Origin of the sequence: Actinosynnema sp. NPDC023794 (assembly GCF_040639675.1) — a bacterium.
Classification (GTDB): Bacteria; Actinomycetota; Actinomycetes; order Mycobacteriales; family Pseudonocardiaceae; genus Actinosynnema; species Actinosynnema luteola.
The window spans coordinates 67,308-93,539 of record NZ_JBFAFR010000018.1; the positions used below are offsets into that span (position 1 = coordinate 67,308).

At 71.9% G+C, this 26,232-nt stretch carries 26 protein-coding genes and 1 pseudogene; 13 read left to right on the plus strand and 14 right to left on the minus strand.

Translation table 11 applies throughout. The annotated features are described in order from the left end of the window. Positions 1-216, minus strand: a complete 216-nt coding sequence (locus AB0H12_RS29805; protein WP_499627315.1) for an MbtH family protein — start codon at positions 214-216, stop codon at positions 1-3. Between the two features lie 501 nt (positions 217-717). On the opposite strand from AB0H12_RS29805, the gene AB0H12_RS29810 reads away from it, so the two are divergent. Beyond that, complete coding sequence (locus tag AB0H12_RS29810; RefSeq protein WP_499627317.1) at positions 718-2,190, plus strand: family 43 glycosylhydrolase; 1,473 nt, start codon at positions 718-720, stop codon at positions 2,188-2,190. Between the two features lie 61 nt (positions 2,191-2,251). Beyond that, positions 2,252-3,619, plus strand: a complete 1,368-nt coding sequence (locus AB0H12_RS29815; protein ID WP_499627319.1) for a glycoside hydrolase family 43 protein — start codon at positions 2,252-2,254, stop codon at positions 3,617-3,619. A gap of 67 nt (positions 3,620-3,686) precedes the next feature. On the opposite strand, the gene AB0H12_RS29820 is transcribed toward AB0H12_RS29815, so the two are convergent. Beyond that, on the minus strand, positions 3,687-4,625 hold the full coding sequence (locus AB0H12_RS29820; RefSeq protein WP_499627321.1) for a phosphotransferase family protein: 939 nt from the start codon (positions 4,623-4,625) through the stop codon (positions 3,687-3,689). 117 nt (positions 4,626-4,742) lie between these two features. Here AB0H12_RS29820 and AB0H12_RS29825 point away from each other — a divergent pair, with 117 nt between their 5' ends. Then, positions 4,743-5,279: a hypothetical protein gene (locus tag AB0H12_RS29825; RefSeq protein WP_499627323.1), complete on the plus strand. Its 537-nt coding sequence runs from the start codon at positions 4,743-4,745 to the stop codon at positions 5,277-5,279. A gap of 6 nt (positions 5,280-5,285) precedes the next feature. Here the strand turns inward: AB0H12_RS29825 and AB0H12_RS29830 are convergent, their stop codons facing one another. The 4 genes from AB0H12_RS29830 to AB0H12_RS29845 all read right to left on the minus strand — a co-directional run bounded on the left by AB0H12_RS29830 (position 5,286) and on the right by AB0H12_RS29845 (position 9,433). Beyond that, entirely contained in the window at positions 5,286-6,080 is a 795-nt protein-coding gene (locus tag AB0H12_RS29830; RefSeq protein ID WP_499627325.1) for an SDR family NAD(P)-dependent oxidoreductase, read from the minus strand. Between the two features lie 37 nt (positions 6,081-6,117). Then, positions 6,118-7,518: a pyridoxal phosphate-dependent decarboxylase family protein gene (locus tag AB0H12_RS29835; RefSeq protein WP_499627327.1), complete on the minus strand. Its 1,401-nt coding sequence runs from the start codon at positions 7,516-7,518 to the stop codon at positions 6,118-6,120. Continuing rightward, the gene (locus tag AB0H12_RS29840; RefSeq protein WP_499627329.1) at positions 7,515-8,777 is read right to left on the minus strand and encodes an MFS transporter; all 1,263 of its coding nucleotides are present in this window, start codon (positions 8,775-8,777) and stop codon (positions 7,515-7,517) included. The genes AB0H12_RS29835 and AB0H12_RS29840 overlap by 4 nt, the downstream gene beginning before the upstream one ends. Before the next feature lie 65 nt (positions 8,778-8,842). After that, a complete protein-coding gene (locus tag AB0H12_RS29845; RefSeq protein WP_499627331.1) occupies positions 8,843-9,433 on the minus strand; it encodes a TetR/AcrR family transcriptional regulator in 591 nt (196 codons plus the stop codon). 129 nt (positions 9,434-9,562) lie between these two features. Between AB0H12_RS29845 and AB0H12_RS29850 the strand changes: the two genes are divergently transcribed. Beyond that, positions 9,563-10,474: an NmrA family NAD(P)-binding protein gene (locus AB0H12_RS29850; protein ID WP_499627333.1), complete on the plus strand. Its 912-nt coding sequence runs from the start codon at positions 9,563-9,565 to the stop codon at positions 10,472-10,474. Between the two features lie 48 nt (positions 10,475-10,522). Here the strand turns inward: AB0H12_RS29850 and AB0H12_RS29855 are convergent, their stop codons facing one another. Genes AB0H12_RS29855 through AB0H12_RS29875 form a run of 5 tightly spaced genes read right to left on the minus strand, consistent with a single transcriptional unit; the run spans position 10,523 to position 16,445 of the window. After that, positions 10,523-11,905 (minus strand): cellulose binding domain-containing protein, encoded by a 1,383-nt coding sequence (locus AB0H12_RS29855; RefSeq protein ID WP_499627335.1) that lies wholly within the window; start codon positions 11,903-11,905, stop codon positions 10,523-10,525. Positions 11,906-11,923: 18 nt separating this feature from the next. Further along, the gene (locus AB0H12_RS29860) at positions 11,924-13,408 is read right to left on the minus strand and encodes a beta-N-acetylhexosaminidase (RefSeq protein ID WP_499627337.1); all 1,485 of its coding nucleotides are present in this window, start codon (positions 13,406-13,408) and stop codon (positions 11,924-11,926) included. Between the two features lie 18 nt (positions 13,409-13,426). Beyond that, on the minus strand, positions 13,427-14,248 hold the full coding sequence (locus tag AB0H12_RS29865) for a carbohydrate ABC transporter permease (RefSeq protein WP_499627339.1): 822 nt from the start codon (positions 14,246-14,248) through the stop codon (positions 13,427-13,429). Further along, positions 14,245-15,198, minus strand: a complete 954-nt coding sequence (locus AB0H12_RS29870; RefSeq protein ID WP_499627340.1) for a carbohydrate ABC transporter permease — start codon at positions 15,196-15,198, stop codon at positions 14,245-14,247. The genes AB0H12_RS29865 and AB0H12_RS29870 overlap by 4 nt, the downstream gene beginning before the upstream one ends. A 2-nt stretch (positions 15,199-15,200) precedes the next feature. Continuing rightward, positions 15,201-16,445 carry an extracellular solute-binding protein gene (locus tag AB0H12_RS29875; RefSeq protein WP_499627342.1) on the minus strand — a complete coding sequence of 415 codons (1,245 nt, stop codon included), beginning with the start codon at positions 16,443-16,445 and terminating at the stop codon, positions 15,201-15,203. 179 nt (positions 16,446-16,624) lie between these two features. Between AB0H12_RS29875 and AB0H12_RS29880 the strand changes: the two genes are divergently transcribed. The 6 genes from AB0H12_RS29880 to ccsB all read left to right on the plus strand — a co-directional run bounded on the left by AB0H12_RS29880 (position 16,625) and on the right by ccsB (position 20,526). Then, positions 16,625-17,437, plus strand: a complete 813-nt coding sequence (locus AB0H12_RS29880; RefSeq protein WP_499627344.1) for a GntR family transcriptional regulator — start codon at positions 16,625-16,627, stop codon at positions 17,435-17,437. A gap of 78 nt (positions 17,438-17,515) precedes the next feature. Further along, positions 17,516-17,923 (plus strand): VOC family protein, encoded by a 408-nt coding sequence (locus AB0H12_RS29885; RefSeq protein WP_499627345.1) that lies wholly within the window; start codon positions 17,516-17,518, stop codon positions 17,921-17,923. A gap of 87 nt (positions 17,924-18,010) precedes the next feature. Continuing rightward, positions 18,011-18,328, plus strand: a complete 318-nt coding sequence (locus tag AB0H12_RS29890) for a BlaI/MecI/CopY family transcriptional regulator (protein WP_499627463.1) — start codon at positions 18,011-18,013, stop codon at positions 18,326-18,328. Further along, entirely contained in the window at positions 18,325-19,206 is an 882-nt protein-coding gene (locus AB0H12_RS29895; protein WP_499627347.1) for a M56 family metallopeptidase, read from the plus strand. Before AB0H12_RS29890 ends, AB0H12_RS29895 begins: the two co-directional genes overlap by 4 nt. Positions 19,207-19,274: 68 nt before the next feature. Further along, complete coding sequence (locus AB0H12_RS29900; protein WP_499627348.1) at positions 19,275-19,655, plus strand: hypothetical protein; 381 nt, start codon at positions 19,275-19,277, stop codon at positions 19,653-19,655. Then, a complete protein-coding gene (gene ccsB / locus AB0H12_RS29905; RefSeq protein WP_499627350.1) occupies positions 19,648-20,526 on the plus strand; it encodes a c-type cytochrome biogenesis protein CcsB in 879 nt (292 codons plus the stop codon). The genes AB0H12_RS29900 and ccsB overlap by 8 nt, the downstream gene beginning before the upstream one ends. Here the strand turns inward: ccsB and AB0H12_RS29910 are convergent. Continuing rightward, positions 20,508-21,469, minus strand: a pseudogene (locus AB0H12_RS29910) (GlxA family transcriptional regulator). The gene ccsB and the pseudogene AB0H12_RS29910 overlap by 19 nt on opposite strands. A 131-nt stretch (positions 21,470-21,600) precedes the next feature. Next, positions 21,601-22,158, minus strand: a complete 558-nt coding sequence (locus AB0H12_RS29915) for an EF-hand domain-containing protein (protein ID WP_499627352.1) — start codon at positions 22,156-22,158, stop codon at positions 21,601-21,603. An 84-nt stretch (positions 22,159-22,242) separates the two neighbouring features. On the opposite strand from AB0H12_RS29915, the gene AB0H12_RS29920 reads away from it, so the two are divergent. Genes AB0H12_RS29920 through AB0H12_RS29930 form a run of 3 tightly spaced genes read left to right on the plus strand, consistent with a single transcriptional unit; the run spans position 22,243 to position 25,215 of the window. Beyond that, a complete protein-coding gene (locus AB0H12_RS29920) occupies positions 22,243-23,301 on the plus strand; it encodes an SDR family oxidoreductase (RefSeq protein ID WP_499627354.1) in 1,059 nt (352 codons plus the stop codon). Then, the gene (locus AB0H12_RS29925) at positions 23,298-24,977 is read left to right on the plus strand and encodes a fatty acyl-AMP ligase (RefSeq protein WP_499627356.1); all 1,680 of its coding nucleotides are present in this window, start codon (positions 23,298-23,300) and stop codon (positions 24,975-24,977) included. The genes AB0H12_RS29920 and AB0H12_RS29925 overlap by 4 nt, the downstream gene beginning before the upstream one ends. Further along, complete coding sequence (locus AB0H12_RS29930) at positions 24,970-25,215, plus strand: acyl carrier protein (RefSeq protein WP_499627358.1); 246 nt, start codon at positions 24,970-24,972, stop codon at positions 25,213-25,215. The genes AB0H12_RS29925 and AB0H12_RS29930 overlap by 8 nt, the downstream gene beginning before the upstream one ends. A gap of 64 nt (positions 25,216-25,279) precedes the next feature. Here AB0H12_RS29930 and AB0H12_RS29935 read toward each other — a convergent pair whose 3' ends face one another. Next, positions 25,280-26,203, minus strand: a complete 924-nt coding sequence (locus tag AB0H12_RS29935; RefSeq protein ID WP_499627360.1) for a phosphotransferase enzyme family protein — start codon at positions 26,201-26,203, stop codon at positions 25,280-25,282. Positions 26,204-26,232: the final 29 nt, after the last annotated feature.

The window sequence follows — 26,232 nt, forward strand, 5'->3', positions numbered from 1 at the left end:
TCAGCCGCGGTGCGCGGCGATGTGCTCGCGGACGCTGCGCGGGCGCAGGTCCGTCCACACCCGGTCGATGTGGGTCAGGCAGTCTTCCCTGGTGCCGCGCGTTCCCTCGGCCCGCCATCCCGGCGGGAGGTCCCGGTCGGCGAACCAGACCGAGTACTGCTCCTCGTCGTTCACCACGACGAGGAATTCGTGGTAATTGGCGTGCTCGTCAGTCATGCAGTGATCTCCTGCCCTTGGCGGATGCGGGCGGGTTGCCGGTCCGCGCAACGTTACGCCGGGCGTCTCGTAATGTGGAATCCTCTGAACGGTCGAACCCTCCATTCGTTTTGTGCGGTGAGCACTATTTACCCTTCCTATGGAACGTCGCGCGCCGTGTCCGGTCGGTTACCAGAGGCTTTCCCGGGACCGCTGCCGACCAATTCCAGGCAGGCCTGGAATCGCGACCCTTGTTATCGCTAACAGAAGGGTGTAGCGCGGCCGAACGGCCCAGTACGTCGAAACCCTCCGACCACAGCGCGCTGTGCAGCGAGCGGAGACGTCCGGCTATTGAACTGTCGCCGATCCTGCTGTTAGCGTTAACAGACGCGAGGTCGAGTGGCCGGTGATCCCGGCCGCCCGCACCCGCCACCCGCCGCCACGCCGTTCCACCGCCCGCACCGGCTTCCACGCCGGCGGGCCGACCGCGTCCGTCCATGCAGCGTCGCAGGGAGAGCAACCATGAGATCGACTTATCGGAGCGCGCGCCGCGGCGGCGTCGTCCTCGCCACCGTGGCCACGCTGCTCGGTGGGATCACCTCGGCTCTACCGCCCACCGCGTCGGCCGCCGTGGTCGACACCAACGCCTCGTACGTGTTGGTCAACCGCAACAGCGGCAAGGCACTCGACGTCTACGACCTCGCCACCGCCGACGGCGCGCGGATCTCGCAGTACACGCGCAACGACGGCGCGTGGCAGCAGTGGCAGTTCGTGGACTCGGGCGGCGGCTACTACCGGTTGAAGTCGCGGCACAGCGGCAAGGTGCTGGACTTCGCCAACACCGCCGACCGCACCGGGCTGACCCAGTGGACCGACCGCAACGGCACCAACCAGCAGTTCCGGCTGGCCGACTCGGCGGGCGGGTTCGTCCGGCTGCTCAACCGGGCCAGCGGCAAGGCCGTCGACGTGCTGGACTTCTCCACCGCCGACGGCGCGCAGCTCATCCAGTGGCCGGACACCGACGGCACGAACCAGCAGTGGCAGCTGGTCAAGCTGGGCGCGCCCACGCCGGGCACCTTCACCAACCCGATCAAGCGCAACGGGCCGGACCCGTGGATGCAGTACTACAACGGGTACTACTACCTCGCCACGACGACGTGGAACTCCACGGTCACGATGCGCCGATCGCGGACGCTGGCCGGCTTGTCGACCGCGGCCGACCAGGTGGTCTTCAACCTGACGCGCCCGAACGGGTGCTGCAACATGTGGGCGCCGGAGTTCTTCCTGCTCAACGGCCGGTGGTACCTGTACTACGTGGCCGGGCAGAACGTGTCGGACTACAACCCGACGCAGCGGCTGCACGTGCTGGAGTCCTCGGGCACCGACCCGATGGGCCCGTACTCGTTCAAGGCCGACCTGGGCAGCACGTGGGAGCTGGACCCGAGCATCCTGCAGCACAACGGCAAGCTGTACCTGATGGGCAGCGCGATGGACGGCACCCAGTCGCTGACCATCACCCCGCTGTCCAACCCGTACACGATCAGCGGCGCGCGGCGCACCATCTCCCAGCCGACGCTGTCCTGGGAGCGGCAGACCGCGGCGGTCAACGAGGGCGCCGAGCCGCTGTACCACAACGGGCGCACGATGATCGTGTACTCGGCCAGCGCGTGCTGGGGACCCGACTACAAGCTCGGCCTGCTCACGCTGACCGGCTCCGACCCGCTGAACCGGGCGCACTGGACGAAGTCGCCCAACCCGGTGTTCCAGCGCAACGACGGCAACGGCGTGTACGCGCCGGGCCACAACGGGTTCTTCAAGTCGCCCGACGGCACCGAGGACTGGATCGTCTACCACGCCAACGACTCCGCGTCCGGCGGCTGCGACATGAACCGGTCGACCCGCGCGCAGAAGTTCACCTGGAACGCGGACGGCACCCCGAACTTCGGCACCCCCGTCCGGCTCGGCGCCACCCTCACCGCTCCCTCCGGCGAATGAGACTCCCCCGGGGCGGGTGTCTCCCGCCCGCCCCGGGGTTCCCCCGAAAGGCACACGGCTGATGCTGCAACGACGCACACTGCTGGCCGGAGGCCTGGCCTCGCTGGCGCTCGCCCGGACCGGGGTCGCCGCCGCGGCGCCCGGTGACTCCGCCTACGTGATGGGCTACTTCACCGAGTCCCCGAACAAGGTCGCCGACCGGTACGCGCTGCACCTCGCGGTGAGCGCCGACGGGCTCACCTGGACCCCGCTCAACCAGGGCAACCCGGTCGCCACGCCGACGGCGGGCACCGGCGGCCTGCGCGACCCGTTCATCCTGCGCAAGCAGAACGGCGGGTTCGTCGTGCTGGCCACCGACCTCACCGGCACCGACTTCACCAGGCAGAACCAGTACATCCACGCCTGGGACTCGGCCGACCTGCGGTCGTTCACCGGGTACCGCAGGCTCAAGATGCACTCGATGCCGACCCACACGTGGGCGCCGGAGGCGTTCTGGGACGCCGCGCGCGGCCAGTACGGCATCCTCTACTCGGCCAACAGCGGCGGCCGTGACGCGTTCTACGTCAACTACACCACCGACTTCGTCACCGTCAGCGCGCCGCAACTGTTCTTCGACCCCGGCTTCAACGTCCTCGACGCGACGATGCACGTCGGCAACGGCGCCAACTACCTGTACTACAAGAGCTTCGCCGACGGCCGTCTCTACGGCGCGCGGTCGAGCACGCTCAACCCCCGCAGCTTCGACCGGGGCACCTACACCAGCGGAGTCGTCAGCGGCGGCATCGAGGCGCCCATCGTCGTGAAGGCCCACAACCGCAACGAGTGGTGGCTGTGGGGCGACTCGTTCTCCCCGGTGAACGGCGAGCTGTACGCGTGGCGCAGCGGCGACATCAACGCCAACTCCTGGACACCGCTGACCAAGGCGCAGTACACCCAGCCGCTCAACGCCAAGCACCCCACCATCTGCGGCATCACGGCCACCGAGCACGCCAACCTGCTGTCCCGGTGGGGCGCGCCGACCTGGAACCGGATCAAGTCCTACAACTTCCCGGACCACCTGATCCGGCACGCCGCCAACGTCGCCCGCATCGACCCGTACCCGTTCGACCCCTACCAGGACTCGCAGTGGCGCCTGGTCCCCGGTCTGGCGTCGTCGGCCGGGGTGTCGTTCCGCTCGGTCAACTTCCCGGACCGCTACCTGCGGCACGTGAACTACGCGGTCACGTTGGCGGCAGACGACGGCAGCCCGACGTTCGCCGCCGACGCCACCTTCCACCGCGTCGCCGGCCTGGCGGACGCCGGCTGGACCTCGTTCCGGTCGCACAACTTCCCCGATCGCCACCTCCGGCACTCCGGTTACGTCCTGCGCATCGACCCGATCAGCACCACCTCGGACCGCGCGGACGCCACGTTCCAGGTCGGGCACTGACCCAAAGGTCAGCCCGATCGGGCTGTGGGCGCGGCACCTCGGCGGCGTGCCGCGCCCACAGAGCCCTCTACCCCGGCAGCTGGGCCAGCGCGCGGGCGATGTTCTGCTCGACGATGTCGACCATCCCGGCGCGATCGGGGAAGTCGCCGTCGAGCAGTCGCAGCGGACCCGCCACCAGTGAGAGGTAGGTGGCCAGGCGGTAGAGCGCCAGCCGGGCGCGGTCGAGGTCGACGCCCGGGTCGGCGAAGTAGTGGTAGTGCGGGCCGAAGCGGAGTTCCAGGAAGGCGTGCTCCCACTCGACGTCGAACGCCCTCGCGCCCTCGATGTCGATGAGCACCGGCTCGTCCAGGTCGACGTCGACCAGGACGTGATCGGGCCCCAGCTCGCCGTGCACCAGGCCGAACCGCGACCGCGGCGCGACGGCGGCGTGCCGCGTTCGGAGCAGGTCGGCCAGCCGTTCCCGCGTGTCGGAGATCCGGTCGACGCGGGCGGCGGCTTCGGCGAGGTGGGTGAGCGCCTGGCTCAGCACGGCGTGCTCCACTCCGTGCTGAGCCGCGTCGGAGGTCCGGGAGTGCATCGCGCGCACCGCCGCGCCGAGCTGTGCGAGCACGCCTTCGGCCCGCTGTGGATCACGAGTCATCAACTCCTCCAGCGTGCCGCCGCGCACGTCCTCGACCACGGCGACGTCACCGAGCGGTCCACCAGGCTCGCGCAGGAGCACTCGGGGCACCCGGACACCGGCCGCCGACAGCTGTTCGTGCGCGCTCTCGAACAGGCTCAACCCGGTCGTGGACTGCGTGTCGGGCCAGAAGTCCTCGTCGGGGTGCCACACGTAGGCGACCGCACCGGTGCCGTCGGCCAGGTTCAACCGGTAGACGCCCTTCCTGGTCCCACCCCGCAGCCGCTCGACCGACACCAACTCCCGTGCCCCGAACACCGCCCGCGCCACACCGCGCAGGTCATCGACCCCGAGGTGCTCCCGCCTCGCGTTCTCGCCCGAAGCCATGCCGAGCATGATCACGCACGCGCGACCGCGTTGTCGTGGGATTTCGGCCTCGTCGAGGGGGACGGTCGGGCATGATCAGGCTCGGGGTGGGAGACGTCCCGGGTTGTCACGTGGTCCGTGTGCGGGCTCGTCGTCGTCCTGGCCTTGGCGTGGAGCGTGGTGGCGCACCCGACATCCGTGCCCGGTGAGGCCCACCCGTGGTCGGGCAACACGGCGTTGGCGGACGCGGTGGCGGCGTTCGAGCGGTGTGCCGAGGAGGCCGGCCCCGACGAGACGTACGCCATGGGCCCGACCCACCTGCGCGAGGACGGCGAACTCGTGGTCGGCGCCGTCTCGGACGACACGCTGGTGCAATGCGGCGTCGCCCGGAGCGGTGTCTCGGTCAGCACCTCGAAGCCCGTCGACCACTCGGTCCGCGAGGTGCCGTTCGGCGTGATCACGATCTCGGGCTACGGGGATCGGCCCGGCGGGACCGTGGTCGGGTACGCGGGCGACGACGTGGCGGCGGTGAACTTCCGCACCCCGGACGGCCGGGTGATCCCCGCGCGCGTGCGACGAGGCGTCTACCTCTTCGAACTGCCCCGCACAGCGGACTGCTCCGACCTCACCCACGAGGCGTTCGACGCGACCGGAGCGGTGATCGCCGGCCGATGAGCCGCGTCACGGCAGGATCGAGTCGACGTAACCACCGTCCACGCGCACCGCGGCGCCGGTCGTCGCCGATGCCTGCGGTGAGGCCAGGTACACGACCAGGTTGCCGATCTCCTCGGGTTCGATGAGCCGGCCGAGCAGGGACTGCGGCCGGTGCGCGCGCATGAACTCGCGCTGCGCCTCCTCCCACGGCAGCGAGCGGTCCACCAGCTGGTAGACGAAGTCCTCCGCACCGCCGGTGTGCGTCGGCCCCGCGATCACGCAGTTCACCGTGACACCGCTGCCCGCGGCCTCCTTGGCGAACCCGCGCGACACACCCAGCAGCGCCGTCTTCGACACGCCGTAGTGGATCATCTCGGCCGGGATGACCACGGCCGAGTCGCTGGCGATGTACTGCACCCGGCCCCACCCGCGCTCCCGCATCCGCGGCAGGTAGGCGCGGGTCAGCCGGACCGCCGCCAGCACGTTGACCTCGAAGTAGCGCCGCCACTCGTCGTCGGTGATCTCCAGCGCCGGCCGCGCGCCGAAGACGCCGACGTTGTTCACCAGCACGTCCACCTCGGGCAGCGCCGCGACCAGCGACGCCGCGCCCTCCGCCGTCGAGACGTCCGCCGCGACGCCGACCACGTTCGCGCCCGGCACCACTTCCCGCAGCCGTGCCACCGACTCGTCGACCACGTCGGCCTTGCGCCCGTTCACCGCCGTGCGGGCGCCGGCCCGCGCCAGCGCCGTCGCGATGGCCTCGCCGATGCCCTGCGTGGAACCGGTGACCAACGCCGTCTTCCCGCTCAGATCCAGGTGCATGCCGGCCATGATCGCGCAAATGGCGCAACGCCGCCGTTCACGAGTACAGCGCGCCCAGGAACTCCACCAGCAGCCGCTCGCGCAACGCCGGACTCGCCGCCGCGAGCAGCGTGTTCACCGTCGCCATCCGTTCGGGCAGCACGCCGTCGCCACCGCCCATGCCCGCCGCCGCGAGCAGCCCGCCGAACTCCTCCGGCGTGAGCGAGTCCGGCTCCAGCCCGCCGACGAACGCCACGATCTCCGGCGCCACCCGCACGGGCCCGGTCTCCGCGGCGGCCTCCACCGACGCCCTCAGGTCGGCCAGCAGTTCCGACTCGTGCCCGGCGTTCGCCGCCGTCACGGTGAGGTGCAGGTTCGCGGGGGAGGAGCGGTGGGCGAACTGCGGCTGCACGTACCAGTTCCGCGCCTTCATCTCGTCGGCCACGGTGAACACGTCGAAGTCGTCCCGCGAGGCCGCGACCGCCAGCAACGTCGCCGACGGCTCGCCCAGTACCCGCAGGCCGTCGATCTTCGCGATGCCCTCGCGCAGCACGCGCGTGCTCTCCAGGGCCTGGCGCGCGAGCGAGCGGTACCCGTCGTCACCGATGTGCCGCAGCACGGCCCACGCGGCGGCCAGCGGCCCACCTGATCGGGTGGACTGGGTTGTGGAGTTCAGCATCGTGTAACCGGGCCACGCGGCGGACGCGAAGTACTGCGCCCGGCGCAGGTCGGCCGACGCGTGCAGCAGCACGGACGTCCCCTTCGGGCAGTACGCGTACTTGTGCAGGTCCACCGAGATGCTGGTGACCCCCGGCACGGAGAAGTCGAACGGCGGCGCGTCCGGCGCGTGCGGCAGCACCCACCCGCCGATGCACGCGTCCACGTGGCAGCGCACGCCGCGCTCAAGAGCGGCAGCCGCGATCTCGGGCACCGGGTCGACCACCCCGTGCGCGTACGACGGCGCACTGGCCACGACCAGCACGGTGGACTCGTCGACCGCCGCCGCCATCGCCGCCGGGTCCGCCCGGAACGTCCCCGGGTCGACCGGCACCGCGACCACCCGGACGCCGAAGTAGTGCGCGGCCTTGTGGAACGCCGCGTGCGCGGTCTCCGGCAGCACCATCGACGGTCGCGCGACGTCCGGTCGCGAGTCCCGTGCGGCGACCACCGCGAGCAGGCACGACTCCGTGCCGCCCGACGTGACCGTGCCGACCGTAGCGTCACCGCCGCCCAGCAACCGGGCGGCCGTGCGGACCACGTCGTTCTCCAGGCGCAGCAGGCTCGGGAACGCGGTCGGGTCGAGCCCGTTCACCGAGGACGCCAGCGCGTGTGCGGACGCGGCCAACTCGTCCAGGCCCGGCAGCGCGCTGTCGTACACGTAGGCCAACGTCCGCCCACCGTGCGTGGGCAGGTCACCGGCCCGCAAAGTACGCAGCTCGGCCAGCACGTCCTCGGTCACGCGGTCTCCTCACGCAGCAGGGGCAGAGCCGCCAACGCCAGCACGGCCGGGATGACGGTGAAACCGAGCAGTGCGGCCGTCACCGCGCCGGAGGGCTGCACGGCCGAGCCGTCGGTGCTCGCGACGTACCCGCCGAACTCCAGGACCAGCCCGTACACGCCGGGGCCGAGCGCCAGCCCCAACGTCTCACCGGCCGTCCACACCCCGGAGAACAGGCCCGCGCGGGTCGCGCCGGTCCGCCGCTCCTCCGCGGTGATCACGTCCGGCAGCATGGCCAGCGGGAACACCTGCATGCCCGCGTAACCCACGCCGATCACGGCCATCAGCGCCACCACCACCGCCACCGGCAGCACCCGTGACGCGGTCAGCCCGGCCACCGCGACCGCGAACAGCACGGACGCCGCGACCAGCCCGACCCGCTTGCCGTGCCGCCGCCCGACGCGTTGCCACAGCGGCATCACCAGCAGCGCGGGCCCGACGAACCCGGCGAACAACGCGGTCTGCAGCCCCGGTTCGCCCAGCACCAGCCGGGCGAAGTAGTCGACACCGGCGAGCATCGTGCCCAGGCCGACGGCCTGCACCACGAAGACCGCCAGCAGCAGCCGGAACGGCCGCGAGCCGCGCACCGCCGCCACCAGCTCGCCCACGCCGGCCGCCGCGGGCACCCGCCGTGACGCCGGCGCGCCGCGCGTGCCCGCGAACGTCGCCAGCGTGCCGACCACCATCAGCGCCGCGACGGCCGCACCCATCCCCGGGTAGCCGACCGCGTCGCGCACCGCCGGCGCGCCCGCGCCGCTGACCAGGATCGCCAGCGCCAGGAACGCCATCCGCCACGCCATCAGACGGGTGCGCTCGTCGTAGTCGTCGGTGATCTCCGCGGCCATCGCCACGTACGGCACCTGGAAGAACGCGTACGCCGTCGCACAAGCCAGGAACACCAGCGCCACGTACGCGACCGCGCCCGTCCCGGTGAACGGCCCGGCGAACAGCAGCGCGAACAACACCGCCGTCGCCAGCCCACCGCGCAGCAGGAACGGTCGCCGCGCGCCGGCCCGGTCGCTGATCCGGCCCGCCACGGGGTTGAACAGCACGTCCCACGCCTTCGGCACGAGCACCAGCAGGCCGGCGGCGGCGGCGGGCACGGCCAGGCCGTCGGTCAGGTACGGCAGGAGCAGCAGGCCGGGCACGGTGCCGAACGCGCCGGTGACGAACGACCCGGTCGCGTAGCCCGCCCGGGTGCCGCGCGTGATCTGCCGCATAGGCGGAAGAGTTTCGCATTCGACCCCCTACCTGCGCGAGGGCGACTTCGGGGTACGTGTCCCGGTCAGGTCCGTGCCACGCGGCCGGCGGGCGGCACGGCGCCCGTGAGCTCGGCGACCAGCGCCACCGCGACTTCGTCCGCCCTCTCCCCGCCGGGGTGCGCCGCGCTCGCGTACATGCCCTCGATGACGAGCCAGATCCGGTCCGCCAGCAGGTCCGGCCGGGCGGCGCCCGTCCGCGCGGCCAGGTCGGCGATGTGCCCGCGCACGTCCGCCAGGTGGTCGGCGGCGAACCCGCCCACCCGGTGGTCCGGGAACTCGGTGAAGCAGTTGCGGAAGGCGCAGCCGCGGTAACCGGGCTCCCGCACCTGACGGGCCGCCAGCTCCGCGATCGCCACCAGTTGGGCCGCGGGGTCGTCGGCCAACGGCGCCGTGACCTCCGCGACCTGCGCCAGCCAGGTCGCGCGCAACCCGGAGAGGTGGGCGAGCACCAGGTCGTCCTTGCTCGGGAACTCGCGGTAGAGCAGGTTCTTGCCACAGCCGCACTCGTCGACGATCCGCTGCATGCCGACCGCTCGCACGCCGTGCGCGGTGAAGAGCCTGGCCGCGGTGTCGAGGATGCGGTCCCGGGTGTCCGGTGCCGGCTGACGCGCCATTGCTGCCTCCCGTGCGGAGCTTAGCGGACCGTTCGGTCCGGTCGACTTGACGTGACGCCGCGGCCGGCACAGGATTGCCGGACCGATCGGTCCGGGACCGATCGGTCCGTTCAACGAGGGGGACTTGCGATGTCGGCACCCGGAGTGCTCGTGTTCGGCTCCACCGGCAGGACCGGTGGAGCCGTGGTGGACCGATTGCTGGACGCGCACCGGGCCGGTGAGGTGCGGCTGATCGCGGCGGTCCGCCGCGCCGAGGCCGCGGCGGCGTTCGAGGACCGGGGGATCGAGGCGCGGCACGTCGACCTCGACTCGGCCGAGCGGCACGGGTCGGACCCGATCGTCGCGGCGCTGCGGGACGTGCGACGGGTGTTCCTGGCGACCGGGTACGACGTGCGGATGCTGGGCCATGCGAAGGCGGTGATCGACGCGGCACGGCCGGCGGGCGTCGACCACGTCGTGCACCTCGGCGTGCACGCGGAGCCGGACACCACCGTCGTGCACTTCGGCTGGCACCAGGTGGTGGAGGCCTACCTGGAGCGGTCAGGGCTCGGGCACACGAACCTCCACCCGACCTCCTTCATGCAGAACCTCCTGATGCCGGCCATGAGCGACGCGGGATCGGCCGTGCTCACCCACTACGTCGGGGACGCCGAGACCAGCTGGGTCGACACCGACGACGTCGCGGAGGTCGCGTCGGTCGTGCTGCGGTCGCCCGCGGAACACCGGGGCCGCAGCTACGGGCTGGGCACGGAGACCGCCACGATCGGCGGGATCGCCGCCGTGCTCTCGGACGTGACCGGACGGGACTGGAGGTACGAGCCGAAGGAGCCGGCGGAGTTCTTCGCGACGATGACGGCGGCCGGCGCGGACCCGCTCTACATGGCCTGCGTCCGCACGGTCTTCGAGCGGACCCGGGAGGGTTCGTTGCCCGAGACCGCGGCCACGTTCGACACGGTCGAGCGGATCACCGGGCGGCCGGGCGCCTCGCTGCGGGACTTCCTCGAGCGCCACCGCGCGCGCTTCGCGCCGACGACCTCCTGAACCCGGGCGCCCGGGCCGGGCGACGACGCCGCCCGGCCCGGGGCCGGCTCAGCTCGCGGGCACCGTGTCCACGTGGTCCACGCCGGACGTGCGGTAACCCGCCACGCGGGACTGCACCTGGGCCGGGCTGAGCACCTGGTCCTTGGCGAAGTACACGTAGTCCACGTGCTGCTGGTAGGCGCGGTCGCCGGGCGCGCCCGCCAGGCCGCCGGAGATGAACCACAGGTTGACGTTGAGCGACATGGGGGTCTCCGGGTAGTACTTGTCACCGTGGTCGGCCACCTGCGCGCCGTCGATGAAGTACTTCACCCGGCCGCCGGACACCTGGATCACCAGGTCGTGCCAGCCCGCGTAGCTCTGCCGCTGTTCGGTGTGGACGTTGTCGGCGATCCACGGCTCGTTCTGGTAGGTCTCCCAGGTCGTCTCGTACATGATGTTGGCCGGCTCGCCCCACCCGCCGTTGGGCAGGTACTCGAAGTCCAGCTCGCCGTAGCTCGGGTCCATGTTGCTGTTCAGCGGCGTGATGGTGAAGAACGTCTGCACCACGTGGTCGCCGTCGGGACCGTAGACCGGCGCGTCGGAGAACTTCACCCGCGCCGCGTACGTGCCCTCGAAGAACTTCCGCTGGTGGTAGAGCTCGGTCTGCCGCGCGGACGAGCCGTTGTTGGACGACTCCAGCCGCATCGACTTCTGGCCGTCCACGGTCGGGAACGTCACCATCGCCGGATCCCACACCGCGCCCGGCACACCCGGACCGCCGCCGCCCGAGCGGACCGTCCAGCCGCGCTGGGAGATCCGCGAGTCGCCGGAGCCCGTGTAGTTGAAGTCGTCGAACAACGCCGGGCCGTTCGGGTTCGGCGGGGTCGTCGTCGTGGTGGTCGTGGTCGGACCGGTGCCGCCGGGCGGCGTGCCCCACAGCAGGGTCGCGCCGCGGTGCACGGTCACCCGCGACCACGCCGAGTAGGTGCTTGCCGAGCGGAACGAGTAGTCGTCGGACTGGGTGATCGGCCCCCAGTTCGACCGGTAGAACCGCAGTTGCAGGTCACCGCTGTCGGCGCCGGGCGCGAGCGAGCCCGCGCCCGCGGTGAACCCGACCTCCAGGTACCGGTCGGCCGGACCGCCGGTCAGCGCGCCGAACGCGCCGGTGACGTTGCCGCAACCGCGCACCGCCCACGAGCACGCGAAGCGGTAGCCGACGTCCGGCGTCTCGCTCTTGAAGTAGTAGCGGACCTTCAACTCGGCCAGCGGCACGGTCGTGCCGCCGGTGTTGACCAGCTTCAACCACGGTTCGACCTGGTCGGTCGTCGCACCGGACGCGCTGGTCCGGTACTGGGCGGTGACCACGTCGGCGGCCAACGCCATCGGGGCGGCCACCAGCGCGGCGACGGACACCGCGGCGGCTCCGATCGCGGCGATCATGCGTGCGTGCACTTCGTGTTCCTCCTCAAGTCAGCAGGGTGGGACAGGGGAGCGGGCGTCGTCCTCCTTCCTCGACAGGGGCACGGACAGCGCGCTCAGGCGGCCGGTGTGCGCGCGCATCCGTTCGGTGAAGTCGGCCCAGGACGGGCGTTGCGCCCAGAGCGTGTCGGCCAACGCCGCCAGCCGGGGGTACGCCAGCCGTTCCAGGTGGTGCGCGGTCGGCACGTATTCCGTCCACAGCGCGCACTGCGCGCCGAGCACGCCGTCCGGCAACGGCAGGTCGTAGACGTCCTGCGCGGTCACGGCCAGGCCGGGCTGCCCGGCGGGCTCGTCGGGGTCGGCGGACTGCGGGTAGTCCAGATAGGTCGACCGGTGCGGCGCCATCACGACGTCGTGCCCGAGGTCCAACGCCGTGCGCGCGTCCGCCGCGTCACGCCACGGCATCACCACCACTCGCGGGTCGCCGATCGGCTCCCACGACACCGGCACCCGCCCGCGCCCCGCCACGTGGTCGGCCATCGCGCGCAGGAACCAGCCGTGCAGCTCGTGCGGCCCGGCCAGCCCTTCCGTCCGGACCCGCCGTGCCGCGCCGGGGCTGGACTCCCACTCAGAGGTCGGGCACTCGTCGCCGCCGAGGTGCACGTGCGGGCCGGGGAACACCTCGATCACCTCGTCCAGCACGTCCCGGCAGAACTCCAGCACGGCGTCGTCCACCCCGAACACCTCGTCGCTGATGCCCCACCGCGTCCACACCGGCAACCGCCGCCGGGGGACGTTGCCCAGGTGGGGGTAGGCGGCCAGGGCGGCGCGGGCGTGACCGGGCATCTCGATCTCCGGCACGATCCGCACGCCGCGTTCGTCGGCGTAGGAGACCAGCCCGGCCAGCTCCGCGCGCGTGTAGGAACCCCCGTGGGGGACACCGTCGCCCATGCTCTCCGCACGCCACCCGCCGATCGAGGTCAACCGCGGGTGGCGCGGCACCGGCATCCGCCAGCCCTGGTCGTCGGTCAGGTGCAGGTGCAGCACGTTCAGCTTGTGCACCGCCATCAGGTCGACGAATCGGCGCACCACGCCGACCGGCTGGAAGTGCCGCGCCACGTCCAGCAGCACGCCCCGCCAGGGCAACCGCGGCGCGTCCCGGACGTCCACCCCGGGCAACGCCCAGTCCACACCGGACACCGGCCGCGAGCCCAATGCCGTCGGCGACACCAGCTGCCGGATCGTCTGCACGCCGTGCGCCAGCCCATGGCGCGTCGCCGCGCGCAGCACCACCGCGTGCTCGTTCACGGTCAGCGCGTAGCCCTCGTCGCCGAGCCCGACCAGCCGGTCGTCCAACGCGAGCACCACCCGGCCGTCCTCGTGCAGCGGCAACGGCAAGCCGGTCGCCGGGCGCAGCAGCGCGCGCAGCAGCCGGGCCGCGCCCTGGGCGCCGGGCGTGGCCCGGATCGCCGTGTCGCGGTCGAGCGCGAACCGGCCGTGCCGCCGGATCAGCCGGGTCGGTCGTGGCACGATCACGAGTACCTCCAACGAACGTCAGCCCTTGACCGCGCCGCCGACGATCCCGGTGGTCACCCGGCCCTGGAGCACGAGGAACACCACCAGCACCGGCAGCATGAACAGCGTCGAGGCGGCCATGGTCGCGCCCCAGTCCGTGCCGAACGTGTTGCTGAACGAGGAGAGCCACACCGGCAGCGTGCGGTCGTCCTGGTCCTTGATGATCAGCACGTTGGCGAAGGCGAACTCGTTCCACGCGGTGATGAACCCGAACAGCGAGGTCGCCAGCAGACCCGGCGCGAGCAGCGGGAACACCACCCGCCGGAACGCCTGCGCCCGCGAGCACCCGTCCACCAGCGCCGCCTCTTCGAGGTCGACCGGGATGGCGGCGAGGAACCCGCGCAGCGTCACGACGGTGAACGGCAGCGTGATCATGAAGTAGACGAGCGTGAGCATCCAGAGCGTGTCGAGCATCCCCGTGTCCCGGGCGATCACGTAGATCGGGATGAGCAGCGCCTCCCACGGCGTCATCTGCGCGACGAACACCATCAGGACGAACCCGCGCCGCCCCTTCCACCGCAGCCGCGCCACCGCGAACGCCGCCAGCAACGCGACCACCAGCGACAGCAGCACCGCGCCGCCCGCGACCAGGATGCTGTTGCGCCAGAACGACCAGAACCCCCGCGTCGACACCGCCGTGACGAAGTGCTCGAACGTCGACGACAGCGGCAGGAACGTCGGCGTCGCGGCCTGGATGTCCCGGGTCGGCTTGAACGCCGTCAGCACCATCCAGTACACGGGGAACACGGACACCACGAACACGACCACCGCCGCGACACCGCGCAGCACCCGGCCCGTCACGAGGCCTCCTCCTGCCGGTACATCTGCCGGAAGTACGCCAGCAGCACCAGCACGAGCAGCAGCACCATGAGCATCGACACCGCCGCGCCGAGGTCGTAGCGCTGCAACGACTGCGCGACCTGGAACGCGTACACGGGCAACGTGGTGGTCGCCCGCCCCGGGCCGCCCTGGGAGATGACCCGGATCTGCACGAACGCCTTGACCACCCAGATCACTTCCAGGCACGTGATCAGCCCGAACATGGCCCGCAGCACCGGGAACGTGATGGCGGCGAACACCCGCCACGCGCCCGCGCCGTCCATCCGCGCCGCCTCGTACAGCTCGGACGGGATCGTCACCATGGCCGCGTACAGCGACAGCGCCGCGAACGGCACGGACTGCCACACGATCAGCGCCACCAGGATGGCGAACGTCGCGGGACCGTCGGCGAACCACGTGTAGTCGCGGTAACCGTCGAACCCCAGCGCGACCAACGCCCAGTTGACCACCCCGAGCCGGGACTGGAACAGCCACTGGAACACCGTGGTCGCCGCGATCACCGGCGTCGCCCACACCAGCACGAGCCCGGACATCACCAGCAGCCGAGTCCACTTCCCGAGCCGCACCAGCAGCAACGCGACCACGGTGGACAGCACCATGATCAGCACGACGTTGATCGCGGTGAACACCAGCGTCCGCCGCACGACGGCCCAGAACTCGGGGTCCGTCAGCACCCGCGCGTAGTTCGCCAGGCCGACGAACCGCGCGTCGCCGCGCACCAGCTGCGGCAGGCCGAACTCCTGCACCGAGATGACCACGTTGCGCACCAGCGGGTACAGCAGCAGGAACCCGGTGGCCAGCACGGTCGGCGCGATCAGCAGGTAGGGCCACCAGGACGTGCGGCGGCGGCCCGGCGGGGGAGGGGACGGGGGCGGGCGGCGCTCGACCGCCCGCGTCAACGTCGTCGTCATCGCTAGGCACCCGAGTTGAGCGCCTGGGTGATCACCTTGTCCGCCTCGGCCGCGGCGGTCGCCGGATCGGCGCCGGTCAGCACCGCGGTCAGGAACTCCTTGATCGGGTTGCGCGCCTCGACCGCCGCCCAGTTCGGCGAGTTCGGCGTGGCGCGCCCGTTGACCGCGCCGACCGCCATCGCCGCCGCGCCGGGGTCGTCGCCGACCGCGTCCGCGAGCGACGCCCGGTTCGGCACGTAGTTCATCGCCTTGGCCAACTCGACCTGCCACTTCTCCCCGGCCAACGCCTTGACCACGGCGTACGCCCCGTCCTGGCGGGTTGAGGCGAGCGGGATGATCAGGTCCGAGCCGCCGGTGAACACCGCGCCCGGCGTGGTCGCGGTCTTGCCGGGGATGGGGAAGAAGCCGAGCTGGTCGGCCAGCGCGGGGTTGGCCTTGGCGACGAGCTTCGCCGCGCCGGGCACCGCGATGAACTGCGCGACCTGGCCGCTCGCGACCACGTCGGTCTGCTGCGGCTTGGCCTCGTCGGAGTCCTTCGGCCCGTCGCCCAGCGCCTGCAACCGCCGGTAGAAGTCCGCGCCCGCCAACGCCTCCGGCGTGTTCAGGGAACCGGACCACGCGCCGCCGTCCTGCTTGGCGAGGTCGCCGCCCTCGTCCCAGACGAAGCCGGACAGCACGTACCAGTTCTGGCCGGGCAGGTAGATGCCCTGCGTGTCGCCCTGGTCCAGCTTCTCGGTGGCGGCCAGCCACTCGTCCCGCGTCGTCGGCGGCGTCACGCCCGCCGCCTCGAACAGGTCCTTGCGGTAGATGACGACCCGGTTGGCCGCGTAGAACGGGATGCCGAACTGCTTGCCGCCCACCGCGCCCGGCTCGGCCAGGCCGGGGATCCAGTCGTCGCCGCCGAGCTCGCCGACCTTGCCCGACAGGTCGGTGACGCCGTCGCTGGACGCGTACTGGGCGACCTGCGTGTTGCCGACCTCGATCACGTCCGGCGGGTCGGTGCTGGCCAGCGCGCTGGTCACCTTCTGCGTGATGCCGTTCCACTCCTGGATCTGGATCTTCAGGTCGAGTTCGGGGTGGTCGCGCTCGAACTCGGTCTCGAAGCGGCTGACGAGGTCGTCGGTGGCCGTGTCCTTCATCAGCCAGACGGTGATCTCCTGCTTCCCGCCGGAGGCGCCCGGATCGGAACCGCAGGCGGACAGGGCGAGCAACGACGCGAGGACGAAGGCGACGGAGCGGTTCGGCACGTCTCACCTCTTATCTGACCAATTGGTAAACTCGCTGGAGCCACCCGAAGATGGCATAGACCAATGTGGCAGTCAACACCCAGTTCACAGCGGTGAGAGCGCTCTCGATCTTGGTGGTTATTGACCTGACCACTGGTCTGACATACTGGTCGACGACCGGCAAGACGAAGCGAGGCTGCATGGCCGAACCGATCCTCAAGCGCGAACGGGTGCGCGACTACCTGCTCGAACTCATCGAGACGCACCCGCCCGGCGCGCCCATCCCGGCCGAACGGGTGCTGTGCGCCCAGCTGTCGGTGTCCCGGCCCACGCTCCGCTCCGCGGTGGACGAACTGGTCAACACGGGCCTGCTCGTCCGCCAGCACGGCCGCGGCACGTTCGTCGCGCCCGCCAAGATCACCCAGGAGTTGGTGTCGGCCGACCGCGCGATGACCGTGCCGCAGGCAGGCGGCGCGTGGACCAGCCGGGTGCTGGAGCACGCCCGCATCCCGGCGGGCGCCCGGGTCGGCCGCAGGCTGCGCGTGTCGCCGGCGGCCGAGATCACCTACATCGCCCGGCTGCGCCTGGTCGACGGCGCGCCGATGGCGATCGAGTACCTGCACGTCCCCGTGGCCGTCGCGCCCGGCCTCACGGTGGCGGACATGGAGTCGGGCAACTTCTACGACCGGCTCGCCGACCACGGCGTCCACGTCAGCGACGCGGTGCAGTCCATCGAGCCGACGGTCACCAACGACGCCGAGTCGGAACTGCTCGGCGTGCCGGTGTTCGCGCCCGCGCTGCTGTTCGAGCGGCTGACCAACGACACCACCGGCCGTCCCGTCGAGTACGTGCACTCGCTGTACCGGGGCGACCGCTACCGGATCGTCTCGAAGCTGTCGCTCGCACCGTCCGCGCCCACTCCCGGTGCGCGGACCGGCCACCACCCCGGCATCCCGCCCGGCGACCTGTCCTCCGGTCAGGTCCGCTCGGCCACCACCGGTGACGTCCAGTAGCCCCTGGTGCTCTCCCGTGCGGCCGGTCGCCCGTGCTGCCAGGATGGGCCCGTCCTTACGACCTCCGAGGAGGACACGGTGACCTCTCGACTCAACCCGTACATCAGCTTCGCGGGGAACGCGCGCGAGGCGATGGAGTTCTACGAATCGGTCTTCGGCGGCACGCTGCGGCTCAACACGTTCGGCGAGTACGGCCAGGCCGACGCGCCGGAGGCGGAGAAGATCATGCACGCCATGCTGGAGACGCCGAGCGGCTACACGCTGATGGGCGCCGACACCCCGCCCGGGATGCCGCACAACCCCGGCGACAACATCACCGTCAGCCTCAGCGGCGACGACGTCGAGGAACTGCGCGGCTACTTCGAGAAGCTGTCCGACGGCGGCACCGTCACCGTGCCGCTGGAGAAGCAGATGTGGGGCGACGAGTTCGGCTCCTGCCAGGACCGGTTCGGCATCGTCTGGATGGTCAACATCAGCGGCGCGTGAGCCCGCCCGCCGCCGCGCCTCGTACCATCGCCACGTGACAGGTGGAGGTGGGCGGTGACCGGGCTCGGCGAGCTGGAGCGGGCCGCGATGGACGTCCTGTGGGACCGCGGCGAGCCGGTCGCGGTGCGGGACGTCGTCCGCGCGCTCGCCGACCGCGACCTCGCCTACACGACCGTGATGACCGTGCTGAACCGGTTGGCGAAGAAGGGTTTCGTCCGTCGCGAGGCGGGTGAGGGCCGTGCCTGGTACTACACGCCGGTGGCCAGCCGCGAGCAGTACGTCGCGCGGCTGATGCTGGACGCGTTGTCGCTGACCGGCGACCGGGAGACCGCCCTGGCGCACTTCGCGCAGTCGATGACCGCGCCCGAGGCGGAAGCGCTGAGCCAGGCGTTGGACGAGCGGTGAACGCCGCGCTGCACCTCGCGGCGACGCTCGTGCTGTGCGTGGCGGCGGCGGGACCGCTCGCCCGTGCCCGCTGGGTGTGGCGGGCGCCGCGTACCGGGATCCTGCTGTGGCAGATGCTCGGCCTGTCCTGGGCGCTGTCCGCGGTCGGGCTGCTGCTCGCCCTCGGTCTCGCGCCCTACGACGCGCCCATCCCGGTGGCGTTGGGACGGTGGGTGGACGACGCGGTGCGCGGCGACGTGACGCCGCTCGCCGTGCTGGTCGTGCTCGGCCTGCTGTCCGCGTTGGACCTGGTGATCGGGCTGCTGTGGACGTGGGGCTCGGTGCTGCGGGTGCGGCGGCGGCACCGCGACGTGCTGGCGCTGGTGGCCCGCCGTGACGACGCCGCGCCCGGCGCGTTCGTGCTCGACCACCCGCACGTGGTCGCCTACTGCGTGCCCGGCGCGCGGTCGGCCGTCGTGCTCAGCTCGGGCGCGCTGACCGCCTTGACCCGCGACCAGGTGGACGCCGTGCTCGGCCACGAGCAGGCGCACGGGCGTGAGCGGCACGACCTGGTGCTGCTGCCGTTCAGCGCGTTGTGCTCGGTGCTGCCGAAGGTCCGCCTGGTGCGGTCGGTGGCGCGGGCCGTGGCGTTGCTGGTGGAGATGCGCGCCGACGAGAGCGCGAGCCTGCGCCACGGCGCCCAGCCCCTCGCCGCGGCACTGCGCAGGTTCGGCTCGGCGCGTCCGCCCGAGGGCGCCCTCGGCGCGGCCGACGTCGCGGTGGCGGCACGGCTGGTCCGCCTGGCCGGGCTGCCGCCGCTGCCCACCGCCCTCCGGTCCTCCGCCCTGGTCGGCGGACTGGTGCTGGTCGCGACCCCGCTGAGCTTCCTGGTGTGGTGACCCTCCCCGAGGACTACTACAACGTGTAGTGCTACGTTGCGTAGTAGTCCTCTCGGAGGGGTTCCTCGATGATCCAAGTCCTGGCGACCGCGTTGACGGTCGTCGCGTTGACGGCCGCGGCCTGGGCGCTGGCGCTGGCCGTGCTCGACCACCCGATCACGTTGCGCACCAAGCCGACGCTCGGGTTGGCGGCGGTCGTCCTGCTGCTGGAGGCGGGGCTGCTGGTGCAGGCCGTGGCCGGTGTGGTGGCGATGCTCGGCTCGGACCGGGAGCTGGACCGGGCGACGTTCGTCGGCTACCTGGTCGGCGTGGCGGTGGTGCTGCCGCTCGGCGCGGTGTGGTCGGTGGCCGAACGGTCCCGGTGGGGCGCGGGCGTGCTGACCGTGACCTGCCTGAGCGTGCCGGTGATGATCCTGAGGCTCGACCAGTTGTGGGCCGGCCATGGGTGACCGCCTCGCCGTGCCCGCCCTGCTCAGCGACTGGCTGTTCACCAGCGCGTTCGGCGTCTACATGCTCGCCGCCCTGCTCTGCTCGGCCGAGTACGCCCTGACCCGGCACGCGGCGAACCCGCCCGCGTTCGCCGTGCGGCTCGGGCGCTCCGGCGTCGCCCTGACCGTCCTGGGTGGACTGCTGCACCTGGGGTCGGTGGTGCTGCGCGGTGTGGCGACCGGCCGCGTGCCGTGGGGCAACATGTACGAGTACCTGTCGGCGGTCGGCCTGATCGCCGTCGTCGCGTGGCTGTACCTGGTGTCGCGGCACGACGTGCGCCGGATGTCGGTGTTCGTGCTGCTGCCGATCGCGTCGCTGCTGTTCCTGGCGGGCAACAGGCTCTACGCCGAGGCCGCGCCGCTCGTGCCGCCGCTGCGCTCGTACTGGATCATCGTCCACGTCGCCGCGGCGATCATGGCCAGTGGCGTGTTCCTGCTGTCCGGTGTGGTCAGCGCGCTGCACCTGGTCAGCTCGGGCGAGTTCACGAGGAAGGGCACGCCGAGTCGTCGGCTGCCGCCCGTCGAGCACCTCGACAAGATCGCCTACCGCACCGGCGCGGTCGGGTTCCTGACCCTCACGTTCGCGATCATCACCGGCGCGGTGTGGGCGGAGCAGGCGTGGGGCCGGTTCTGGGGTTGGGACCCGAAGGAGACGGTCGCCTTCGTGTCGTGGGTCTGCTACGCCGCCTACCTGCACGCGCGGGCCACGGCGGGCTGGCGTGGCCGGCGCTCGGCGTGGCTCAACGTCGTCGGCCTGGTCGTGGTGCTGTTCAACCTGTTCTTCGTCAACCTGGTCGCGGTCGGCCTGCACTCCTACGCGGGGGTCGACTGAGCCGGCCGCCGGAAGGCGGAGCGGTAGGCGTGGGGTTGGTGCCGACGACCCGCTTGAACCGGTCCCGGAACGCGGTGGGCGAACCGAAGCCGACCCGCGCGGCGATCCGGTCCACGGGGTGGTCGGTGGCCTCCAGCAGGTGCTGCGCCCGGCGGATGCGCGTGCGGTGCAGCCACTGCAACGGCGTGGTGCCGGTCTGCTCGCGGAAGCGGCGGTTGAGGGTGCGGGTGCTCATGCCCGCGTGCGCGGCGATCTCCGCCAGGCCGAGGTCGCGCGCGCAGTTGTCGTCCATCCACCGCAGCACGGGTTCGAGCACGGAGCCGCGCGTCGTCGGCGGCTGCTCGTGCACGATGAACTGCGCCTGCCCGCCTTCGCGTTCCAGCGGCATCACCGACAGGCGGGCGGCGTCGGCGGCCACCGCGGAGCCGTGGTCCTGGCGGATCAGGTGCAGGCACAGGTCCAGCCCGGCGGCGGCGCCGGCCGACGTGAGCAGCCGCCCGTTGTCCACGTAGAGCACGTCGGGGTCGACCTCGACGTCGGGGTGGCGTGCGGCCAGCGCGCCGGCCGCCGACCAGTGGGTCGTGGCACGCAGCCCGTCGAGCAGGCCGGTGGCCGCGAGGATGAACGCGCCGGCGCAGATCGACGCGAGCCGCGCGCCACCCGCGGCGGCGGCACGGAGGGCGTCCAGGACCTCGTCCGGGATCGGCGCGGTCGCGTCGGCGCAGCCGGGCAGGATCACGGTGTCCGCGTCGGCCAGGGCGTCCAGGCCCCGCGGCGGCTGGAGGGTGAACGCGCCCGCGTCGACCGTCGGCGTGGCGCCGCAGACCAGCACGCGGTAGGCGGGCTCGCCGTCGGGCAGTCGGGTGCGGGTGAACACCTCGATCGGCGTGGACAGGTCGAACGGGACGACCCGGTCGAGGGCAAGGACGGCCACCGTGCGCATGGTGGAACCGTAGCCGCGCGGCCGGTCACGACGGGCGGCGCGCCTCGGGGGCTCGCGACCTGCTCGGAGGTCGCCGGAAACCTGATCCTGCCGGGTGTGGCCGATCGCCGTCCGCACCCGGCAGGCCGGGGTCAGGCCGCGATCGGCCCGAAGATCCAGTTTCCCCTGGCGTCCTCCTCCGTGCTGCGGAAGAACTGCTCGTTGGCGGCGTGCAGTTCGCCGCGGTCGAGCGAGCCGTTGCCGTCCAGGTCGAGCTTGTCGAACGCGGCGTTGCCCGCGTCCTCGGACAGGCGGAAGGCGCTGGCCGCCATGCGCACGTACTCGGTCCTGGTGATCCGGCCGTCGCCGTCGACGTCCATCAGGTCGTAGAAGGCGTCCGCGACCGGTGCGATGTGGGTCTGGTAGCCGCCGTCGGACGTGGTCACGAACCGGTCCATGCCCGAGGAGTACTCGTCGACGTCGACGCGGTCGTCCCCGTCGGCGTCCATCGGGCGCGTGACCGCCTCCCACAGCGCGTTGTAGCGGTCCCGGACGAGTTCGCTCTCGGGCGAGCCCGGCGCGTACCCGAACGCGGTGACGAGCCGATCGGCGGACGCGGTGTAGTCCATCCTGTCGATGGTCCCGTCGTCGTCCACGTCCAGCAGGGCGAAGAGGTGCGCGAGTTTCCGTTTCAGCAGTTCGTTGAGCATGCGATGCTCCCCTTTCTCCGGCGGCGTATTACGCTGGCGACGTGAACGCTACTGTTTGCGCTGTGGCCACGATAAGGTTGCCGAATGGCTGACCATGTGGTAGACGGAGCCAATGGGTTTGTCGCCTCACATCTGATCGGTGCGCTCGTGGCCCGCGGTGACGCGGTGGTCGCCTTGGCGCGCGCCAGTGGGGAAGTGGTCAGGAGGAAGGTCTCCGACGCGCTGGTCACGCTGCACCTGGACCCTTCCCTGGTGAGGAAGGTGCAGGTCAGGCCGTTCTCGCTGGCCGAAAGGGAGCTGGGGATATCGGCTTCCGACGTGTTCGTCGAACCGTGCACGTATTGGCACAGCGCCGCCCTCATCACGTTCTTCCCGCGTCGCGAGGCCGAGTTGCACGCGGTCAACGTGGTCGGCTCCGCCAATGTCACCGCCGCGTTCGCCAGGCACGCCAAACCCGGTTCCCGTTATGTCCACGTCAGCACGGCCTACCAACACGGGACCACGGACGGTAGAGCGCTCGAGCAATGGCCTGAACACGCTCACCCGTCCGAGTTCCGGAATGACTACGAACACTCCAAGAGATTGGCCGAAGTAGAGCTCTCGCAGACCGGATTAGCTCACAAGGGTGACATACTTGTCGCCCGATTGGGCGTCATGGTCGGCCACTCCGGGACCGGCCGGGCGCTGACCGACCTCGGGATGTACGACTTCCTCAGGGTCATCGCGCTGTTCGCCAGGCGCACCCCCGGCCAACGCGTCCGCTTCGTCTGCCACCCGAGGGCCGCTCTGCACCTGACACCGGTCGACGGCACCGTGGACCGGATGCTCGCGCTGGCGAGCGGCCCGCTCGACCGGCCGGTGCGCCACCTCGTGCCCCCGACCGCGGTGCCGGTGACCGACCTGTTCGCCGCGATCTCCGCGCACCTGCCCGTCGAGCTGGTCGCGGTCACCGCCGCGGAGGTCGAAGCCGAGCCCTTCAGCAGGTTCGAGGCGATCGTCAACATGCGGTGCAAGTTCACCTCCCCGTACCTGCGCTACGAGTACGAATTCGAGTCCCACGCGGACGCCGAGCCGCCACCCGTCACGCCTCGCATCCTCGACCTCCTCATCTCCTGGTACACCCGCGAGGGGCTCCCCGAATGACGGACTTCGTCACCCGCTTCCGCGCCCGCCCGCGCTCAGACCGGAAGGTCACCTACCTCCCCGAAGGACGGCCGGCGGCCGAACTGACCCACCTGGAGCTCGACCGGAGGGCCAGGGCCGTGGCGTCCTGGCTGACCGGGTCCGGGATGGCGGGTAGACCGGTGCTGCTGCTCTACCCCGCCGGACTGGACTTCCTCGTCGCGTTCCTGGGCTGCCTCTACGCGCGTGCCGTGGCGGTGCCGGCGCCCCTGCCGCTGTCCGGCGCCTCGCGAGTGGACCGGGTGGACCGCCTGCTCGAGGACTCGGGCGCGCGACTGGTGCTCACCGACGCGGCGCACGTGGCCGCGTTGGACGGGCTGTCGGCGCGGACCTTCGACGAGACGCCCGCCCCCGACTCGTGGGAGCCGCCGGAGGCGGACACCGGCACCGTCGCCTACCTCCAGTACACCTCGGGGTCGACCAGCCGGCCGCGCGGCGTCGAGGTCACCCGCGGCAGCCTGACGCACAACCTGGAGCTGTTCGGGAAGATCGCCGCCGACGTCCCCGTCCGGCGCATCGGTGGCTGGCTGCCGCACCACCACGACATGGGGCTCGTCGGGCTCCAGCTGCAGGCGCTGCACGCGGAAGCCGACCTTGTCCTGCTGTCGCCGGAGGCGGTGGTGGCCCGGCCGATCCGCTGGCTGCGCGCGATCAGCGACCACCGGGTGGACTGGACCGTGGCCCCCGACTTCGGCTACGCGTGGGCGACCCGGCGGATCGGTGACGAAGAGCTCGAAGGACTCGACCTGTCCTGCCTGACGATGGCGGTCAGCGGAGCCGAGCCGATCCGGATCGCGACGCTGGACGCGTTCGCCGAGCGGTTCGCGCCGGTCGGGTTCCGGCGCAACGCGCTGAACCCGGGGTACGGGCTCGCCGAATCCACCCTCGTGGTCACGTGCACCTCACGTGGCCTCGGACCGACCGTGCGCTCGTTCGCCCCGACGTCGCTGGCAGCCGGGGTGGCCGTGCCCACGTCGGACGCGGACGGCGTGCCGCTGGTCGGGTGCGGCGAGCCGGGCGACATGGAGGTGCGCATCGTCGACCCGGTTGCGGGCGGCGGGGTGGGCGACGGCACGATCGGGGAGATCAGGGTGGCCGGGCCCAGCCTGGCCGCGGGCTACCACCGCGACCCCGCCGCGACGCGCGCCACGTTCGTCACCGACTCGGCCGTCCGGTGGCTGCGGACCGGCGACCTGGGCTTCCTCCTCGACGGGCAGCTGTACGTCACCGGGCGGCTGAAGGAACTGATCATCGTCCGCGGCCGGAACCTGTACCCGCAGGACTTCGAGTTCTCGGCGCGGGAGGCGCACCCGGACGCGGGCCGGGGCGCGGCCTTCGGCGTGCGGGCCGCCGACGGGGAGGAGCACGTGGTGCTGGTGCAGGAGCTGCGCCGTGCCTCGCGGGTGGACCCCGCCGAGTTCGCCGACGCCGTGCTCGACGTCGTGACCAAGCAGTTCGGCGTGTCGGTGAGCCTCGCGGTCGTCCGCCCGAACACGATCCGCCACACCACGAGCGGCAAGGTGCGTCGGGGGCACATGCGCGACCTGTTCCTCGGCGGCGGGCTGTCGGCGCTGCACCGCGAGCTGTCACCCGCCGTCGCCGCCGTCCTCGCCGTCCCGGAGGTCGACCATGCCTGACGAGTCGTTGAGGGCGTGGCTCGTCGACGCCGTGGCGGGATACGTGGGTCTGCCGCCCTCGCGGGTCGGCACCGGGGTGGCGCTGCGCTCACTCGGCTTCGACTCCGTGCACGCCATGGGTCTGTGCGTCGACATCGAAGAGCGCTGGGGCATTCTCGTGGAACCCACGTTGGCCTGGGACTTCCCGACCATCGACACCATCGTGGCGCACCTCGGCCCGCAGATCGACCGGACGTGAGCCGTGGCGGTGGGCGCGACCAGCGCCACCACGACCGGCCGGGTGGTCGCCGTGGGCGGCGGGCTCACCCGGCGTCGGCTCGACGGAGGCGTTCGACGGACTGCGCGCGGACGGCCTCACCGGACACCGGCGTGCTGCCGTGCAGGGCCTCCCAACGGGCGTTGTGCGCCGCCTGCCAGAGGCTCGCCGCCCACGCGACCTCCAGCTCCTCCGCGGTGAACCGGCGTCCCCGGAGGCCCTGGTAGGCGTCGAGGAACGCGGCGGAGCTCTCGATCGGGGCCAGCGTCGGCGGCGAGGCGTGCACGAACGACCCGCACGCCGCGCCCACCAGCGCCGCCTCCGGCTGCCACGCCAGGCTGTCCCAGTCGTGCACGGCCCACACCTCCCCGTCCCGCCAGCGGAGGTTCTGCCCCTCGTAGTCGGCGTGCCCCAGCACGCGCGGCAGGTCGGCGGCCAGGAGGCGCTCGCGCACCCGGGCCGCCGTGTCCACGACGTGCTCGGGCACGGCGGCCTGGTCCCGGTCGTCCAGCAAGGAGATCGCCGGCCACAGCCCCGGATCCGCGTGGTCCCACCGCGCCCAGCGCGGGTTCGGCAGCGGCGGCGGGACGGTCACGTCGGCCAGGCCGGCCATCAGCCGGGCGAACACCTCCGCGTAGCGCACGGCGACGTCCGGCGAGTCGCCCACCAGCGGCTCGCCGCCGGGCAGGTGCTCCTCGGCGTGCACGGCCAGCGTGCCCACGGTGTCCGCGGGCGTGAGCGGCCGGGCGCACGGGAAACCCCGCTCCGCCAGCCGGGCCTGCGCGGCGACGCACGACGCGGCACGGCCCCCGTCCTCGCGCGCCTTCACCACGACCTCGCGCCCACCGGCCAACCGCAGCCCGAACACCGCCGACATCTGCCGCACCTCGAACAGCACGCCGACCGGCTCGTCGCCCAACCGGTCCGCGCACCACCCCGGCAACCAGTCCGGCAGGCCGTCCGACATCACGTGGACCACTGTGCCAGGCGGGGGCTTGC

Bases quoted from the DNA above. Each gene is read 5' to 3' on its own strand.
- AB0H12_RS29930 (WP_499627358.1), top strand. From the start codon at position 24,970: ATGCCTGACGAGTCGTTGAGGGCGTGGCTCGTCGACGCCGTGGCGGGA.
- AB0H12_RS29920 (WP_499627354.1), top strand. From the start codon at position 22,243: ATGGCTGACCATGTGGTAGACGGAGCCAATGGGTTTGTCGCCTCACAT.
- AB0H12_RS29810 (WP_499627317.1), top strand. From the start codon at position 718: ATGAGATCGACTTATCGGAGCGCGCGCCGCGGCGGCGTCGTCCTCGCC.
- AB0H12_RS29900 (WP_499627348.1), top strand. From the start codon at position 19,275: ATGATCCAAGTCCTGGCGACCGCGTTGACGGTCGTCGCGTTGACGGCC.
- AB0H12_RS29820 (WP_499627321.1), bottom strand. From the start codon at position 4,625: ATGGCTTCGGGCGAGAACGCGAGGCGGGAGCACCTCGGGGTCGATGAC.
- ccsB (WP_499627350.1), top strand. From the start codon at position 19,648: ATGGGTGACCGCCTCGCCGTGCCCGCCCTGCTCAGCGACTGGCTGTTC.
- AB0H12_RS29880 (WP_499627344.1), top strand. From the start codon at position 16,625: ATGGCCGAACCGATCCTCAAGCGCGAACGGGTGCGCGACTACCTGCTC.
- AB0H12_RS29845 (WP_499627331.1), bottom strand. From the start codon at position 9,433: ATGGCGCGTCAGCCGGCACCGGACACCCGGGACCGCATCCTCGACACC.
- AB0H12_RS29890 (WP_499627463.1), top strand. From the start codon at position 18,011: ATGGACGTCCTGTGGGACCGCGGCGAGCCGGTCGCGGTGCGGGACGTC.
- AB0H12_RS29815 (WP_499627319.1), top strand. From the start codon at position 2,252: ATGCTGCAACGACGCACACTGCTGGCCGGAGGCCTGGCCTCGCTGGCG.
- AB0H12_RS29850 (WP_499627333.1), top strand. From the start codon at position 9,563: ATGTCGGCACCCGGAGTGCTCGTGTTCGGCTCCACCGGCAGGACCGGT.
- AB0H12_RS29925 (WP_499627356.1), top strand. From the start codon at position 23,298: ATGACGGACTTCGTCACCCGCTTCCGCGCCCGCCCGCGCTCAGACCGG.
- AB0H12_RS29830 (WP_499627325.1), bottom strand. From the start codon at position 6,080: ATGCACCTGGATCTGAGCGGGAAGACGGCGTTGGTCACCGGTTCCACG.
- AB0H12_RS29805 (WP_499627315.1), bottom strand. From the start codon at position 216: ATGACTGACGAGCACGCCAATTACCACGAATTCCTCGTCGTGGTGAAC.
- AB0H12_RS29915 (WP_499627352.1), bottom strand. From the start codon at position 22,158: ATGCTCAACGAACTGCTGAAACGGAAACTCGCGCACCTCTTCGCCCTG.
- AB0H12_RS29870 (WP_499627340.1), bottom strand. From the start codon at position 15,198: ATGACGACGACGTTGACGCGGGCGGTCGAGCGCCGCCCGCCCCCGTCC.
- AB0H12_RS29840 (WP_499627329.1), bottom strand. From the start codon at position 8,777: ATGCGGCAGATCACGCGCGGCACCCGGGCGGGCTACGCGACCGGGTCG.